Here is a 15,342-nt window from a genome sequence, read left to right on the forward strand (position 1 = left end):
AGGGGGTTTTTACGTTAAGTATATTTTTTAGCCTATTCTTTATTATGGTTTGCCATTGAGAGCGCAGTCCCTTCTGATGGATGATTGAAGGCTGCTTAAGTGCGAAGGTTTTGAGGGTTGGATATGAGGTGGTCGTGAGATTAATATACCTTGTTGGTTCTCGCGAGTAATAGAATGGCGCTTAAAATATATAGAAGAGCTGCAGGTAATATGAGCGCGTGCTTGCAAATATTTAGTAAGCAAACAAAATTTTAGTTAATAAAAAAGGTTAATTACATAAGTATTTAACCTTCCATTGTGGGCTTGCATTCACTAGCGTATGTTAGATTTATGCACTTTGGGTTGACGAGCCTCTCGATAAATTAGCGCAACCTTGCCAATTTCTTGAACGAGCTCCGCTCGACACGAATTGCAGAGCGTTTGAATGGTTTCTTGTCGTGCTAAGCGATCTGTAATCGCGAGCTTAACCTTAATGAGCTCGTGATCCTCTAAAGCTCTTTCAAGTTCGGCAAGGACCGTTTCGCTGAGCCCGTTACCCGCAATGGTAACAATGGGGTTTAAATTGTGACCTACGGTCCGATATTGTTTTTTTAAAGCAGCTGAAAGTGGCATATACACAAGCCTTAGTGTTACGTATGCATTTGGGCGCAAAGAGAAAATAACTGCGCACTTTAAGGTTGGGCTTCTCATTATAGAAGGGTTTGCGTAACATACCCTGTTTTGGCAGAGAATGTCCTTATTCTACCCTTTTATAAATATAAAAGGTGAATGTGGGGTAAAAAAAGGTTAATCGGTTATTATGAGGCCATTATAAAGTATGGGTAAGTCGAAAAGTAGTGGTCAATGGCTACAGGAGCATTTTAGAGACCCTTATGTCAAAGCTTCTGAAGATGATGGTTATCGATCAAGAGCAAGCTATAAGTTAAAAGAGCTAAATGAAAAGGATAAGTTGATATTACCTGGTATGACGGTTGTTGATTTAGGTGCGGCACCGGGAGGTTGGAGCCAAGTGGCAGCAGAACTTGTAGGCCACAAAGGGTTTGTATTGGCGAGTGATATCTTACCCATGGACTCATTGGCTGGTGTGGAGTTTGTTGAGGGTGACTTTACAGAGGCTAGTGTCTTTAATGCATTGCTAGCACGACTTGATGGGCGACTTGTTGATGTTGTAATTTCTGATATGGCCCCCAATATGAGCGGGATTGCAGATGTTGATCAGCCTAAATCTATGTACCTTGTTGAGCTGGCTTTAGATATGGCCCGCAGCGTGTTAAAGCCTGGCGGCTCATTTACCTGCAAGGTGTTTCAGGGAGAGGGGTTTGATACATGGATTCAAGATGTGCGGACTTGTTTTAAAAAAGTAATGACTCGTAAGCCTAACGCTTCGCGCGCGCGCTCTCGAGAGGTTTATTTAGTTGCTAAAGGTTATAACCCTCATTCTAATTAATGTTTTAAGCTTTGTATGGGCTATGCGCGTATTAGTAGGGGGAGAATAAAAGATGATCTGCTGTCAAGTATATGTATGAATAGTGCCAATGCTTAAAGTCGCTATACTGCAGTCGATGCAATACATTATATGCAAAATGGAAATTTACCATTTGCTGAGGTAATTAAAGGGGAACCCTTTTGAACGATATGATGAAAAATGTGATTTTATGGCTCGTTATTGCTTTGGTGCTATTTTCAGTGTTCCAAAACTTTAGCGATACCACCCCTAGAAATGAGCTGAGCTATAGCCAGTTTGTCACAGAGGTGCAAAACGGTAGAGTAGCTCAAGTGCGTACCGAGGCAGAGATGATTTATGGTATGCGCACTGACAATACATCATTTCGTGTTGTGAGGCCCAATATTCCGGATGACAAATTAATTGACGATTTACTCGATAAAAATGTTTTAGTTTCTGGTACTGAAATCTCGCGTCCGAGCATTTGGGAGCAGTTATTAGTGGCTAGCTTTCCTATTTTGATCGTCATTGGCGTATTCATCTTTTTCATGAGGCAAATGCAAGGCGGAGCTGGCGGTAAAGGTGGTCCAATGAGTTTTGGCAAAAGCAAGGCTCGCTTATTGGGTGAAGACCAAATCAAAACCACTTTTGTTGACGTTGCAGGTGTGGATGAGGCTAAAGAAGAAGTACAAGAGCTTGTAGATTACTTAAAAGACCCCTCTCGATTTCAGCGCCTTGGGGGGCGTATACCTCGTGGCGTTTTGATGAGCGGCCCTCCAGGTACAGGTAAGACGTTGTTAGCCAAGGCCATCGCTGGTGAGGCTAAAGTCCCTTTCTTTTCTATATCGGGCTCGGATTTTGTTGAAATGTTTGTTGGTGTAGGCGCTTCGCGCGTCCGCGATATGTTTGAGCAAGCTAAAAAACAAGCGCCTTGTATCATTTTTATTGATGAAATTGATGCTGTTGGCCGTCATCGTGGTGGCGGTCATGGTGGCGGTAATGATGAGCGTGAGCAAACACTTAATCAACTGCTTGTAGAAATGGATGGTTTTGAGGGTAACGAGGGTATTATTGTGATTGCGGCAACTAACCGCCCTGACGTGCTCGATAAAGCATTATTGCGACCAGGACGTTTTGATCGTCAAGTTTTCGTAGGGTTACCTGATATTCGTGGTCGAGAGCAAATATTAAAAGTACATATGCGCAAAGTGCCTTTAGATGAAGCTGTTGTTGCCTCTGTGATTGCGCGAGGCACACCGGGGTTTTCTGGCGCCGATTTGGCCAATTTAGTTAATGAGGCAGCACTCTTTGCGGCGCGCTCTAATCGGCGCCTTGTCGGTGTTGAAGAGTTTGAGCGTGCACGCGATAAAATCATGATGGGCGCTGAGCGTAAATCTATGGTAATGAATGAGAATGAGAAAATTAACACAGCTTATCATGAGGCTGGCCACGCGATTATTGGGTGCCTAGTACCAGAGCATGACCCTGTACATAAAGTGAGTATTATTCCCCGTGGGCGTGCTTTAGGTGTTACTCAATATCTTCCAGAGGAGGACAGGCACAGCTACAGTAAGCGCGGCTTAGAGTCGATGCTTTGTTCTTTGTTTGGTGGACGCATTGCTGAAGAAATGACCTTAGGTTTCGATGGCGTAACAACCGGCGCATCAAATGATATTGAGCGGGCTACCCAAATGGCTCGTAACATGGTAACTAAATGGGGTTTAAGTGAGGCTCTTGGACCTTTGCATTATGGTGAAGATGAAACAGGTATGCCAGGGTCAGGTAATCCACAGTATTCATCAGAGACTTCAAAGACCATTGATGTTGAAGTTCGGGCTATTATCGATAGTTGCTATGAGCGAGCTAAAGCATTATTAGAAGAGAACCGTGATGTGCTTGAGGCGATGAAAGATGCGCTAATGGAATATGAGACGATTGACTCTGAACAAGTTGCTGACTTGATGGCTCGGCGCAAAGTTCGTCCACCTCGCAGTTGGGGTGAAGGTGACTTTGGTGGCGGCTCCGATAATGATCCCGGCGCCTCTAAACAACAAGACGACGATTCGGCTAAGCCTGTTGTTGGCGGTCCAGCAAAAGAAAGCTAAATGTATTCGTCATGCTGAGGCCAGGTTTCCCCCTGGCCTTTTTTATGGCTATTTGTTTTTGACGGTATTTCATGAAATTACAGTGTGCAACTCGAGCACTATGCTTGTCTGAACCTCAGGTGATGGGCATACTCAATGTCACGCCTGACTCCTTTTCTGATGGCGCAGCGCTTCATAGTGAAGGTCGGCTTAATGCCGAAAAAGCTTTAATAAAAGCAGCTCAAATGGTTAAAGAGGGTGCCTCTATTATTGATGTCGGCGGTGAATCAACGCGGCCAGGGGCTTCTCGCGTTCATGTTGAGCAAGAGCTTGAACGAGTCCTGCCAGTCATTGAACTGATCCACAAAAACCTCGACGTAGTGATTTCAGTTGATACGAGCCAGCCTCTAGTGATGAAAGCGGCCGCGGCGGCTGGGGCTGGCTTGATTAATGATGTTCGGGCGCTTCAGCTTGAGGGGGCTATGGCGGCAGCGGTAGGCACTCGGTTACCTGTTTGCTTGATGCATATGCAAGGCGACCCTCAAACTATGCAACACAACCCTGAGTACGCAGACTGCACAAAAGAGGTTTATACTTTTTTGTATTCGCGCCTAAAAGCCTGCTGCGATGCCGGTATGCCATCGGAGCAGGTACTGTTAGACCCGGGCATTGGGTTTGGTAAAAAAGATGAGCATAATTTGGAATTAATCAAGCATTTGCAGATATTTACAGATCTGGGCGCTGGTGTTTTGTTTGGTGCATCACGCAAGTCGATGGTGGGCCGGTTGTTGGGCCGTGAAGTGCATGAGCGCCTATCCGGCAGCTTAGCGCTAGCATTAGTTGCTCTGCAACAAGGTGCAAAAATATTACGAGTACATGATGTGGCCGCAACGGTAGATGTGGTAAAGGTTTATCAGCTAACTCACGCTAAGTAAGCGGCGGGACGCGGGCTTGCGGGGCAACATGGTTTGCGAGCCTATAAGAATTTTAAGAGGTATTTATGCAAAAATATTTTGGTACAGATGGTATTCGCGGGTTAGTCGGTGAGGCACCCATCACCCCTGAATTTTTCCTGAAGTTGGGTTGGGCTGTGGGCCGTGTTTTGGCGAAAAATAAAGTCGGTGGCGCACCTGCAATGGTAATTATTGGTAAGGATACGCGTATATCGGGCTATATGTTTGAAGCGGCTTTGGAGTCTGGTTTGATTGCCGCAGGCGTTGACGTCGGTTTAGTTGGCCCTATGCCAACACCTGCTATTGCTTACTTAACCAGAACTTTTCAAGCCGCTGCCGGTATAGTGATTAGCGCTTCCCATAATCCTTATACCGATAACGGCATTAAGCTGTTTGGTTCGCAGGGAACCAAATTAGGTGACGAGGTAGAGCTTGCGATTGAAGCTGAGCTTGAAAAACCCATGCAGACTGCTCAAAAATTAGGTAAAGCGCGCAGGCTAGAAGATGCCGAAGGGCGTTATATCGAGTTTTGTAAGGGAAGTGTGCCTTGGGGCTTTAATTTAGAAGGTTTGAACATTGCTTTAGACTGCGCGAATGGCGCAACCTACAGTGTAGCTCCAAAGGTTTTTCGTGAATTGGGCGCCAATGTAACCACTATAGGCATTGCCCCTGACGGGTTAAATATTAACCTTGATTGCGGCTCAACCAAAATGAAGGCCTTACAGCGTCATGTACTCGAAACCCATGCCGATTTGGGGGTTGCCTTTGACGGCGATGGTGACAGGGTCATGTTTGTTGATGATCAAGGTGAAGTGCTCGACGGTGATCAGTTGCTTTATCTGATAGCGACGTACAAAAGTCAGCACAACGATGACTTTAAAGGTGTTGTCGGCACCTTGATGAGCAACTTTGGATTTGAGGTCGCACTTAAAAAGCTGGATATACCCTTTATTCGTGCCAACGTGGGCGACCGCTACGTTATTGAGGAGATGAACAAAAACGACTGGACCCTAGGTGGTGAGTCGTCAGGTCATATTGTGTGTCGCTGCGCAACCACCACTGGCGATGGTATTATTGCGGCGTTACAAGCTTTGCTGGCGGTGAAGTCATCAGATAAACCGCTGGGCATATTGAAACAAGGTATGCAAAAAATGCCCCAAGTTATGATCAATGTACCTTGTACAGACAAGGCCGCACTCAACACTAATGACAGTGTAAAAGCAGCACTAGCGCATGCTGAATTAGAGTTGGGTGATGCTGGGCGTGTTTTACTGCGGCCATCGGGTACTGAGCCTGTTGTTCGAGTGATGGTGGAGGGCAAAGATCAGCAGCAAGTCCAAACTGTGGCCGAACAGCTCGCAGCAGCGGTAGAAGAGGCGGGCTTATAACAATACAAGTCGTTAAAGACTAAAAAAAGCCGTATAGCTCTAATTTTACGGCTTATCTGAGCATTTTTATTGTGTTAGTGGGCCTCTTTCGCTACCATTGCCAGCCTTTTTATCTGGACAAAATGTTTAACGCGCTCTAGTGGTTAAGGATTTGTCTGTGTATATTTATTTAAGTCATCACCGAGTGCGTTGCCACTGGGTGAGTAAGGCATAGTTGCGTGGTAAATAATAGTACTAAACGGCGCCCCCTTATTATTGCCAACTGGAAGCTAAACGGCACCAGCGCATTTGTAAGTGAGCTATTAGAAGGCATTACAGAGCAGTGGACAGGTGTTCATCAAGCTGAAGTTGTTGTTTGTCCTGCATTTGTTCACATTGGCCAAGCGAGCAGTGTTCACTTAGCGCACTCCAATATCGCCCTAGGCGCACAAGACTGTAGTCAGTTTGAAGAGGGCGCTTATACGGGTGATGTTTCGGCAGAAATGCTACATGACTTGGGTTGCCAGTTTGTTATTACAGGGCATTCAGAGCGTCGCCGATTTTATAATGAAACTGACGCCTTAGTTGCGCGTAAATTTGATTTGGCGCATAAAGCATTAATGACTCCCATTTTATGTGTGGGTGAAACACCCGAGCAGCGTGAAGCGGGCGAAACACTGGCTATTATTAAGCGTCAGGTCGGTGCGGTACTTGACTACTGCGGACAAGAAAAACTGGGCCGATGCGTGATTGCGTACGAGCCCCTTTGGGCTGTAGGTACGGGCGTTACTGCAACACCTGATCAAGCCCAAGAGGTTCATGCATTTATTCGACAGCTACTTGGTCCAGCCGGTCAAGCTACGCGAATAATTTATGGTGGAAGTGTTAAGCCTGAGAATGCCGAAGCACTTTTTACCCAACCGGATATCGGCGGTGCCCTTGTAGGCGGAGCAGCCCTCAAAGCCGACGATTTTATCGAAATCTGCAAAGCTGCCGAGCTTTAACTCATTAACTTGGTTGTTAGCAATAAATAAAAGCACTTTATAAAGGCAAAGCGTTATGGAAAATTTTATTCTCGTCGTTCATGTTCTTTTGGCTCTGGGCATTATTGGCTTAATCATGCTGCAGCAAGGTAAAGGAGCAGAAGCGGGTGCATCTTTTGGTTCTGGTTCATCGCAAACTGTATTCGGCGCTGCAGGTACCGGTAATTTCTTTTCTCGTATGACTGGCATTTTAGCGGCGTTATTTTTCATCACGAGTGTGACTTTGGCTGTTGTGGCTAAAAATAGCTCGGTTATTGATGAAGATTTTTTACCTGACTCAGCCGTCATAGAGTCTGCTGTTGGTGATATTGAAAACAATACGACTGATTTACAGGCAGGTAGTGCAGAGGCTTTGGAGGGTGACGCTAACGATCCCCAAAAAACTTTAGAAAACGCTGCAAAAGCACTGGAAACAGAGTAGTAAAGCCAGTAGAATGCGCGTCCTCGCCCTGGTGGTGAAATTGGTAGACACGCTATCTTGAGGGGGTAGTGACTTCGGTCGTGCCGGTTCAAGTCCGGCCCAGGGCACCAAAAAAACCTTAGATTAATCTAAGTACTCAAAAAGCTCCGCATTGCGGGGCTTTTTTTGTTTCTGGTACTTGTTCGTTGTAGCTCATCTTAGTTATGGCTCTTGCTCAATAAGCCTTGAAGTACAACTATAATAAACCTGTGATGCCTTTGTGACTTTTGCTGCGTATAGTTATAGGCTGTATGTCATTAGCCGCCATTTATTCTTAGAGGTCGTTTTATGGTTAAGTCCGTTATTCCTACGCTGAGTGAGTCTGAAGTTACGCCAGAGGCGACCTATTTAAAGCGACGTGATTTTTTAAGTACTGGTGTAGCTGGTGCACTAGGGGTTACAGTAATGCCGAGCTTTGCAGCGGGTACGCCCTTCGAGCAAAAGGCGGCTGCGGCAAAAACGACGTATAAGATTGATGAAAAACTCAATAGCCTTGAAGATATTACGCAGTACAATAATTTTTATGAGCTAGGCACTGGCAAAACAGACCCCTACAAAAATGCCGATAAGCTTAAAACAGACCCCTGGAGTATTGAGGTGGGTGGTCTATGTGCAAAGCCGGGTAAATACCCCCTCGAAGACATACTACAGCCCCACACCTTTGAAGAGCGCATTTACCGTTTGCGCTGTGTTGAGGCTTGGTCGATGGTTGTCCCTTGGTTGGGCTTTAGCTTGGCCTCATTACTCAAGCGCTTTGAGCCTAGCAGTGATGCCAAATATGTGGCGTTTCATACATTGTATGATGAGGGTCGGCCATTGCCAGGGCAAAACCGTCCGGTCATTCGCTGGCCCTATCGTGAAGGCTTGCGTATGGATGAGGCGATGAACCCTTTAAGCTTTATGGCGGTAGGTTTATACGGTAAAACACTACCCAACCAAAATGGTGCGCCAATTCGTCTAGTTGTGCCGTGGAAGTATGGCTTCAAAAGTATTAAATCGATTGTGAAAATAGAGTTTGTGAAAGAGCAGCCAAAAACCAGCTGGAATACATTGCAGCCGAGCGAATATGGTTTTTATTCCAACGTTAATCCAAAAGTCAACCACCCACGCTGGAGTCAGGCGCGCGAGCGGCGTATTGGTGAACTCTTTAAGCGTGAAACATTAATGTTTAATGGTTATCAAGAACAGGTTGCGCATTTATATAAAAATATGGATCTCGCACGGTTTATTTAATGGCGCTCAAAACTCTCACACGGTGGCTTGGGCACGTTTTGGGTGTCTTACCTGCATTGTATCTGGTGGCGCTTTCCGCGTTTGGAGGCTTAGGCGCTAACCCTATTGAAACGCTCACCCATCAAACTGGGCGCTGGGCTTTAACGGCTTTATTACTGAGCTTGGCTGTCACCCCTGCGGTAAGGTGGTTGCGGTTTGATCGAAAATGGCATGTTAAGTATTTAATGCCTTGGCGCAAAATTTTGGGCTTGTACGCTTTTTTTTATGCGGTCCTTCACTTTTTAATTTATTTGATTTTTGACTTGTCATTTGACTTTCATTTTTTATGGGCCGATGTCAAAGATAGGCCTTATATAGCGGTAGGATTTATAGCGCTTTGCTTATTGCTGCCTTTAGTGGCTACCTCCAATAAAAAAGCGCAACGCGCACTGGGAAAGCGCTGGATAGCGTTGCACCGTTTGGTTTACCTGATAGATGCCTTGGTTTTGGTGCACTTTTTTTGGCTCATTCGGGCCGATTATTCAAGCTTTTGGTGGTATGCCGGCGCTTATTTATTTCTTATGATGTTTAGATTGAAAGTGGTCACTACATTATTTAGCCGGCCACTGTAAAATAAACTGAGCGCCGCCTGTGGCGCTTGTGTTAGCTGTGGCTGTCCCCTCATGCCATTTTAGTACGCGATGTACAATGGCCAACCCTAAGCCAAATCCGCGTACTTGTGCATTAGGTGTTGACTCTAAGCGCACAAATGACTCAAAAATTCTAGCTTGTTGCTCACTTGGAATACCAGGGCCATCATCTGCCACGCTAATTAAATAATACGCCGAATCACTCGCATCAAAAGATACCACTATCTGGCTGCGTGCAAAGCGTAGTGCGTTATGTATAAGATTAAAGATAGCCCGCTCCATGAGTTGCCAGTCGCAGCTTGCATGAGTTTGCTGGTTTTTGCATACAAGGGTAATGTTGATGGCACAAGTGTGTTGACTTTGACTTGAGTGAGTTTTTTTTGCACGCTGAATTAGCTCGCTAATTAAAAAGGCCATATCGCCTTGCTGTTGCTCTAAGGGACCGCAGCTTTGCTCGTAACCGGCATAGCTCAGCAGTTGCGTAATCAGGGCGTCCATCTCGTTAATATCTTGAGCTAAGCCACTGATATGATTATTCGCTAGAGTATTTTGTGTGTCACTAGTATCTTGCAGCATGGCCAACGCAAATTTCATGCGAGCCAGTGGTGTGCGCAATTCATGGCTGACTGCATAGGTCATTTCTTTGTGGCTTGCGACTAAGTCTTTAATACGGCCGGCCATGATATTAAAAGCGCTGGCAAGGTTTTTAAGTGCCGAGCCACGCATTACGGTGACCACTTCTGGGAGGCTGTGCTTGCCAATATGCTGAGTGTGGCGCTCAAGTTTACGCACATCACGCATAAGCGGCCACACCCAAAGAAAAACAGCCAAGCCAATGGAGCTATAAAATAAGGTGAGTAGCAACGGATATAAAATATTATTGTGCTTGCGTGCCGTAGCATTTGGTAGGGTTAATCGAATAACCTTATGATTTTGAATTGTATGACTTTGCACCCGTTTGTAAATTTGCTCTTCTCCTTGTTTGTTGTGTAATAAAATGGGTGCGCCCGTTGCTAATTTTTGGGTAAAAGAGGATTGAGCAAAGTCATCTAAATGCAATATATCAACCTGACTGCCGAGTGTATCGAAGTGCTGGGGCGCGGCGGGTGTATCGAGTTGTCGCTCGATTAAGGTCAGTAGGTCGAGCTGGGCGGGAGTGAGTACTGGGGGCGGGCTAAAATACTGCCAAAGCTCATCAAGCCCCCACCCCACGAGTATTACACATAAAACAATTACAGCATAGAGTGATAAAAACGTACGATTCATAACGGTTTATTTACCGGCTGAATAAAAAATGCAAAAAAGAGCGATGATTTTTGAAATGTAGCTAGAGTATTAGTTCTCGCCATTACCATGCATCGCTGGCAAATAAATAACCTCGACCCCAAATAGTTTTTATTTTTTCGGGTCTATCTTGATTGCCATTGAGTTTTTTGCGTAGTTGTGAAATACGGACATCAACGGAGCGATCGAGACCGTCGTATTCGCGCCGATATACTTTAGTAAATAAATATTCACGGCTCAGTACCTCATCGGCTTGACTGGCCATTAATAGCAGTAAATCAAATTCATGGCTTGAGAGAGTGAGTGCTTTACCGTCGAGCTCTGCAATACGTTGTCCGCACTTAATTACAAAATTATTAAATATTAAATTGGGTTGGCTTGCGGGCTGTTGCGTTTGCTTGCGGCGTAATAGTGCTTTGATGCGCGCCAATAATACACGTGGGTCGGCAGGTTTTATGACGTAATCATCGGCACCGTACTCTAGGCCTAATACTTGATCCGCATCGCTATCACGCGCCGTCAGCATGAGAATGGGGCCGTTGAAGTGGCTGCGAATATCTTTGCAAATATCTAAACCATTTTTGCCAGGCAAGCCAACATCTAAAATTAATAGCGCGGGCATGCTGCGTCTAATTCGCTCGGCCACGTTAAGACCGTTGCTCTCGATAATGACGGTAAAGCCATTGACTGTTAAATAATCATGGACTAGCTGAGCAAGGCGTAGATCATCTTCGGCTAATAAAATAGTGTCTGTCATGGAATGCCTATCATGGAGGTCTATCAGGAGAGGTTTGTGGTGAATCTAAAAAAATGCCCAAGCATTACGACGCGCTCTGCGGTACTGCCTATGATCTTGAATAACTTCAAATGTTTGACTGGCGAGTAATTGATTGTTGTCCATTTCTCGTAATAAGAACGCGAGGCTTGTTCCTGTATTTAAAGTCATTGTATGGCTACCAGAATGAGCATTTTGCCAGCAGGCAAGAGGATTTTTTTGCGTTTTTTGATACAAGCAAATATTTAATGCTGCGCCCGATTGCCAGGCAATATCAATTTCATCATAACAAGCTTCTTCTCGACGGCTTAAAACGCAGACCTTGGGTTTAAGTGTGAGCTCAATAGCAGGCAGCGCGATATTTTCAGCGCTTGCGCTTAAAGGTATTGTGCTTAAAAGTGTTGCTAGGCAACCTGTGATAAAGGCCAGCATGGTTGGGGGATTTGATAAAGCTCGTACGCAATCAAAACGGAAGGTATAGCTAAAAATGGTACACCCCCGCAAAATACGCAGTTAATAGGGCGTCTTCTTGTATGATGGGGCTGCGCGTAACGCTACTGCCTAGCCATTTATAGTCGACCAATGCGCGTAGCCCCCAGTGCTGGCTGAGCGGGCGCTCCCATTGCGCTTTAATATAAAAAGCCGTACTTGCGTTAGCATGGTAGGCTTTTGAAGCATCGTAAACTTCGGTGTCGTCCACACCATAATAATAATCGATGAGCTGCTGACTTTGCCAAGTTGCGCCAGTACTAAATGCCCAGCGGCTTTTTTGGTTCACCCAAGGAACTGTTATGGCAGTACGAACTTTATGACCGTCATGAATATGAGTAACATCTTGTAAAATTTGTGTTTGCCAATCAAAATTAGGGTGAATATAAGTATATTCAAAGCCCGAGAGTCCAGCAGTACGACGTTTATGGAGCTTGAGTGTTGGGCGTGAGTGATCTGTGACTGGAGTGTCTGAATGTGCAGTATTATTATCAAGCTCGATACTGTGAATACGCCCGTTATTAAAAAAGACTTGTTCAAATCCAGAGGATATCAGTATCGCGTTAAATTGGTGGGCCTGTTGGTCGATAAGGGTATAGCCTATATCGTAGTTCTCGAAAAAAAATCGTTTACCGTAATAGCTTATCTTAGGCACAAGGGTAAATATTTCATTCTTTTGTTTGATGACGGGGTTGGTTCGTATACCGAGCCCAACACTTACGCTAATATCCCATTTTCCTACGGGTACGCAATCCCCTTGGCAGCTAGACTCTTCGGCCTGAATACTGAGGCTAAACAGCATCATTAGCAGTGCGAGGCTTAAGACCAACAAGCCGAGCATGAAAAAGTGCTGCACCTGAGTGATAGGATGTATAAGATGATATAGTCTAGTCATAGGCTTTAGTGTGCCATGCCTTTACGTATAAAACCGTTAAGAATTGTAATGGATGTCATAATCTCTAACGGCTGATAAGCATGTGTGTTTTGTGTATAGTGCATGCGAGCTGGCAATTGGCGGGGTGGCTTACGTGGGCAGTTATTTTGGTGTATAACAGATGGAGCCCTGCCTTACCAATCAGGTAGTGCAGAGCTCATCGATGGTACGCTTGATCAATTACATCTCTAAATTAAAGGAAAATGTCCCGTTAATTGTATCAATGTCGTTGCTGTCTTCATCGCTTAACGTTGCATTAAACCTACCCTCTAGCTGACCTGTTCGGTCGGCACTATCAAAGCGAATGCTTCCGGCACTCATTTTTTGACCGCTGAGGGTGGGTAAAAGCTCATTGGTTAAGGTGAGCTCATTGAAGTCACTAAATATGCTTCCAAGAAAATAGCTCTCAGGCCCGTCAAGCAGATTATCCATTGATAATAACGCTGTGAAGGCTTTTTGTTGATATTGAGCTTCAATAGTGACGCTGGATAGCGATAGCTTAATATTGCTGTCGTCTACGCCCTGAGCGATAAGGCGAGTTGTTCTAAAGCAAACGTTAGTGGTTTGATCTAGCGTCTCGTAATTATCAAAAGTGATATTCAGTTGACCAAGATCATTGCGATGGCCCGAGCTAATATATTGAAAGTTGGTAGCGTTATTGAGTGTGCCCTCGCAGTAGCGCTCGACAGTAATATTGTTACCGTCTTGATAGTATTGGAGGGCTATATTATCGGAGGGGCAGCGTAGTAAGGTAAATAGACGGGCGTCAAGCACATTGCTCAATGGGTCGCTTACATCGCTAGTGCATCCGCGCAAAGTCGTTTCATCGTTGCTGTTTTGTTGGGTATAGGCAATGCGGCGCGTAGCAATGTCGGTGACTAATTCAATGCCCTCTAATGTAGTTTGCTCTCGGGTATATTCAGTGATAAGCCAAGTGCCTTCCGTTCCTATATTACTTAGGTCGATAGCGGCAACAGGTGTTGATGCAAGCTTAAAGGCATTACCCGAGATCAGTGTGATTGCCGGCGTGTTTATGTCGATAATACTTATCGAGGTCCTTTCTTCATCATTGCCAAATATTGTACCGTTAGCTAAGCCAATTTTTACAGAAATAGAAACCGTGCTATCGCGGTCAATTTCTGGGGCTATAAAGCTAATCGATGAGGTACCTTGGCCGGTAAACTCTATACTACCCTGACCGATTAAAGCCACTTCCCAGTCATAAGTGACAATACTTGCCGCCGTGTTTTGCGTGTTAAGGTCAAATGTGACGCGTTCGCCTTCGTTGTATTGGTTTTTTTGATCGCTTAACGATGTAATGGTAATGTTGCTGGGCGCACCGGTTTTACTCGCGCTACTGTCATCATCACCGCCACCACTCCCACAACTAATAAGGCTGACCGCCAAAACTGCACTACTGATCAATGCACGTAAAAAAATCCATGGCTTTTCCATGTTACCGCTCCTATACAACATTTTAAAGAGCGCGGCATTCTACGCATAAGCGCAAATGATATCTAGCGTTGAATATTGGGATTATATTTTTGTGGTGTGAAATAAAAAAGCCCAAGCAGTGAGTGCTTGGGCTTTTTTATTTTATGAACGAGCGAAATTTATTTTAGTGAGGCAAAGTAAGCGGCAAGATTGTCAATGTCAGCATCTGACAATGGCATTGCCATGCCGGCCATAATGGCAGCTTGGCCACCTTTTCGCTCGCCGTTTTTATACGCTTTAAGTGCGAGCTTTAAATACTCTTCGTGTTGGCCTGCAAGGTTGGGGTATGTTGGGATTATGGCTTTACCATCGGCGCCATGACAAGCAGCGCATACGGCGGCTTTTGCTTTGCCTGCAGCAATATCACCAGCGATAGCGGGAGTGGCAAATACACTGGCGGCTAATGTTGCTGCGATAATAGCGTGATTAATTGTCTTCATATTGAATTCCTGTTAAAACCATTAGAAAGTAAGCGCAAGTACTTGGGGCAGTTGCTCAGCGATATAAAAAACTAGGCAATATAACAGCTGGGCGATCACGTTATTTTACGAAAAAAAGCCCTAGCTCGATGACCTTCAGCGCTCAGTATTATATAAGCTGTAGCTGAATTTGCGATGAACTCTAGATTATCCGCGCTTAAATTGCATAGCGCAGGTGCCTGCTTTTAATAGCTCGATTCTAAAGGCCATGGCGGCATTGGGTGGAATCGCTCTCCCTGCGCCTTGGCTGCCGTAAGCTAGATGTGGAGGTACATACAGCTCCCAGCTACTGCCTTCGGCCATCATTGGTAAAGCCTCGCGCCAAGCGGCAATCATTTGGTTGAGCGGGTAGGTATCGGGCCTGCCTCTTAAGTAACTGCTATCAACCACTTTCATGCCATCGGCGAGCTGTGCTTGATAATAGATAGTAATATCGCTGTCGGCGGTAGGCTTGCAGCCATAACCTGTTTTTAATACACGGTAAGCGAGGCCGCTGTCGGTTACCTGAGTGCCCGGTTGCAGCTTTACACCTGCCAAGTACTGCTCGGCAAAGGCTAAGTTGGTCTTGGCGTTTTGGTTTTGATGAGTTGGGTTAGCAATAGGATGGCTGACACAACCAGTTAAAGCGATTAATCCAAAGAGCGTAAGTAAATATTGATGAGTGGTCATAGCAT

At 45.3% G+C, this 15,342-nt stretch carries 16 protein-coding genes and 1 tRNA gene; 9 read left to right on the forward strand and 8 right to left on the reverse strand.

The features are described from left to right. Positions 1-312: 312 nt before the first annotated feature. Positions 313-612 (reverse strand): YhbY family RNA-binding protein, encoded by a 300-nt coding sequence (locus tag AC438_RS08240; RefSeq protein ID WP_053980781.1) that lies wholly within the window; start codon positions 610-612, stop codon positions 313-315. Between the two features lie 205 nt (positions 613-817). Between AC438_RS08240 and rlmE the strand changes: the two genes are divergently transcribed. The 9 genes from rlmE to AC438_RS08285 all read left to right on the forward strand — a co-directional run bounded on the left by rlmE (position 818) and on the right by AC438_RS08285 (position 9,195). Then, positions 818-1,447 (forward strand): 23S rRNA (uridine(2552)-2'-O)-methyltransferase RlmE, encoded by a 630-nt coding sequence (rlmE, locus tag AC438_RS08245; RefSeq protein ID WP_053980782.1) that lies wholly within the window; start codon positions 818-820, stop codon positions 1,445-1,447. Positions 1,448-1,626: 179 nt separating this feature from the next. Next, positions 1,627-3,549, forward strand: coding sequence for an ATP-dependent zinc metalloprotease FtsH (gene ftsH, locus AC438_RS08250; protein WP_455324952.1), 1,923 nt, complete (start codon positions 1,627-1,629; stop codon positions 3,547-3,549). A 71-nt stretch (positions 3,550-3,620) separates the two neighbouring features. Further along, complete coding sequence (gene folP, locus AC438_RS08255) at positions 3,621-4,463, forward strand: dihydropteroate synthase (RefSeq protein WP_053980784.1); 843 nt, start codon at positions 3,621-3,623, stop codon at positions 4,461-4,463. Positions 4,464-4,528: 65 nt separating this feature from the next. Further along, positions 4,529-5,869: a phosphoglucosamine mutase gene (glmM, locus tag AC438_RS08260; protein ID WP_053980785.1), complete on the forward strand. Its 1,341-nt coding sequence runs from the start codon at positions 4,529-4,531 to the stop codon at positions 5,867-5,869. Between the two features lie 218 nt (positions 5,870-6,087). After that, positions 6,088-6,852: a triose-phosphate isomerase gene (gene tpiA, locus AC438_RS08265; RefSeq protein WP_053980786.1), complete on the forward strand. Its 765-nt coding sequence runs from the start codon at positions 6,088-6,090 to the stop codon at positions 6,850-6,852. 55 nt (positions 6,853-6,907) lie between these two features. After that, complete coding sequence (gene secG, locus AC438_RS08270; RefSeq protein WP_082354037.1) at positions 6,908-7,312, forward strand: preprotein translocase subunit SecG; 405 nt, start codon at positions 6,908-6,910, stop codon at positions 7,310-7,312. 25 nt (positions 7,313-7,337) lie between these two features. Continuing rightward, positions 7,338-7,422, forward strand: a tRNA-Leu gene (locus AC438_RS08275). A gap of 217 nt (positions 7,423-7,639) precedes the next feature. Then, positions 7,640-8,584, forward strand: a complete 945-nt coding sequence (msrP, locus tag AC438_RS08280; protein ID WP_053980787.1) for a protein-methionine-sulfoxide reductase catalytic subunit MsrP — start codon at positions 7,640-7,642, stop codon at positions 8,582-8,584. Further along, a complete protein-coding gene (locus AC438_RS08285) occupies positions 8,584-9,195 on the forward strand; it encodes a protein-methionine-sulfoxide reductase heme-binding subunit MsrQ (RefSeq protein ID WP_053980788.1) in 612 nt (203 codons plus the stop codon). Before msrP ends, AC438_RS08285 begins: the two co-directional genes overlap by 1 nt. On the opposite strand, the gene AC438_RS08290 is transcribed toward AC438_RS08285, so the two are convergent. The 7 genes from AC438_RS08290 to AC438_RS08320 all read right to left on the reverse strand — a co-directional run bounded on the left by AC438_RS08290 (position 9,175) and on the right by AC438_RS08320 (position 15,337). Then, the gene (locus AC438_RS08290) at positions 9,175-10,479 is read right to left on the reverse strand and encodes an ATP-binding protein (protein WP_053980789.1); all 1,305 of its coding nucleotides are present in this window, start codon (positions 10,477-10,479) and stop codon (positions 9,175-9,177) included. The genes AC438_RS08285 and AC438_RS08290 overlap by 21 nt on opposite strands. An 82-nt stretch (positions 10,480-10,561) precedes the next feature. After that, a complete protein-coding gene (locus AC438_RS08295; RefSeq protein ID WP_053980790.1) occupies positions 10,562-11,254 on the reverse strand; it encodes a winged helix-turn-helix domain-containing protein in 693 nt (230 codons plus the stop codon). 45 nt (positions 11,255-11,299) lie between these two features. Further along, entirely contained in the window at positions 11,300-11,704 is a 405-nt protein-coding gene (locus AC438_RS08300; protein WP_053980791.1) for a DUF3019 domain-containing protein, read from the reverse strand. Between the two features lie 49 nt (positions 11,705-11,753). Next, on the reverse strand, positions 11,754-12,656 hold the full coding sequence (locus tag AC438_RS08305; protein WP_082354038.1) for a MipA/OmpV family protein: 903 nt from the start codon (positions 12,654-12,656) through the stop codon (positions 11,754-11,756). 219 nt (positions 12,657-12,875) lie between these two features. Next, positions 12,876-14,150 carry a hypothetical protein gene (locus tag AC438_RS08310; protein ID WP_053980793.1) on the reverse strand — a complete coding sequence of 425 codons (1,275 nt, stop codon included), beginning with the start codon at positions 14,148-14,150 and terminating at the stop codon, positions 12,876-12,878. Positions 14,151-14,308: 158 nt separating this feature from the next. Further along, entirely contained in the window at positions 14,309-14,629 is a 321-nt protein-coding gene (locus AC438_RS08315; protein ID WP_053980794.1) for a c-type cytochrome, read from the reverse strand. A 186-nt stretch (positions 14,630-14,815) separates the two neighbouring features. Then, positions 14,816-15,337: an FKBP-type peptidyl-prolyl cis-trans isomerase gene (locus AC438_RS08320; protein ID WP_053980795.1), complete on the reverse strand. Its 522-nt coding sequence runs from the start codon at positions 15,335-15,337 to the stop codon at positions 14,816-14,818. Positions 15,338-15,342: the final 5 nt, after the last annotated feature.

Origin of the sequence: Marinagarivorans algicola (assembly GCF_001292705.1) — a bacterium.
GTDB lineage: Bacteria > Pseudomonadota > Gammaproteobacteria > Pseudomonadales > Cellvibrionaceae > Marinagarivorans > Marinagarivorans algicola.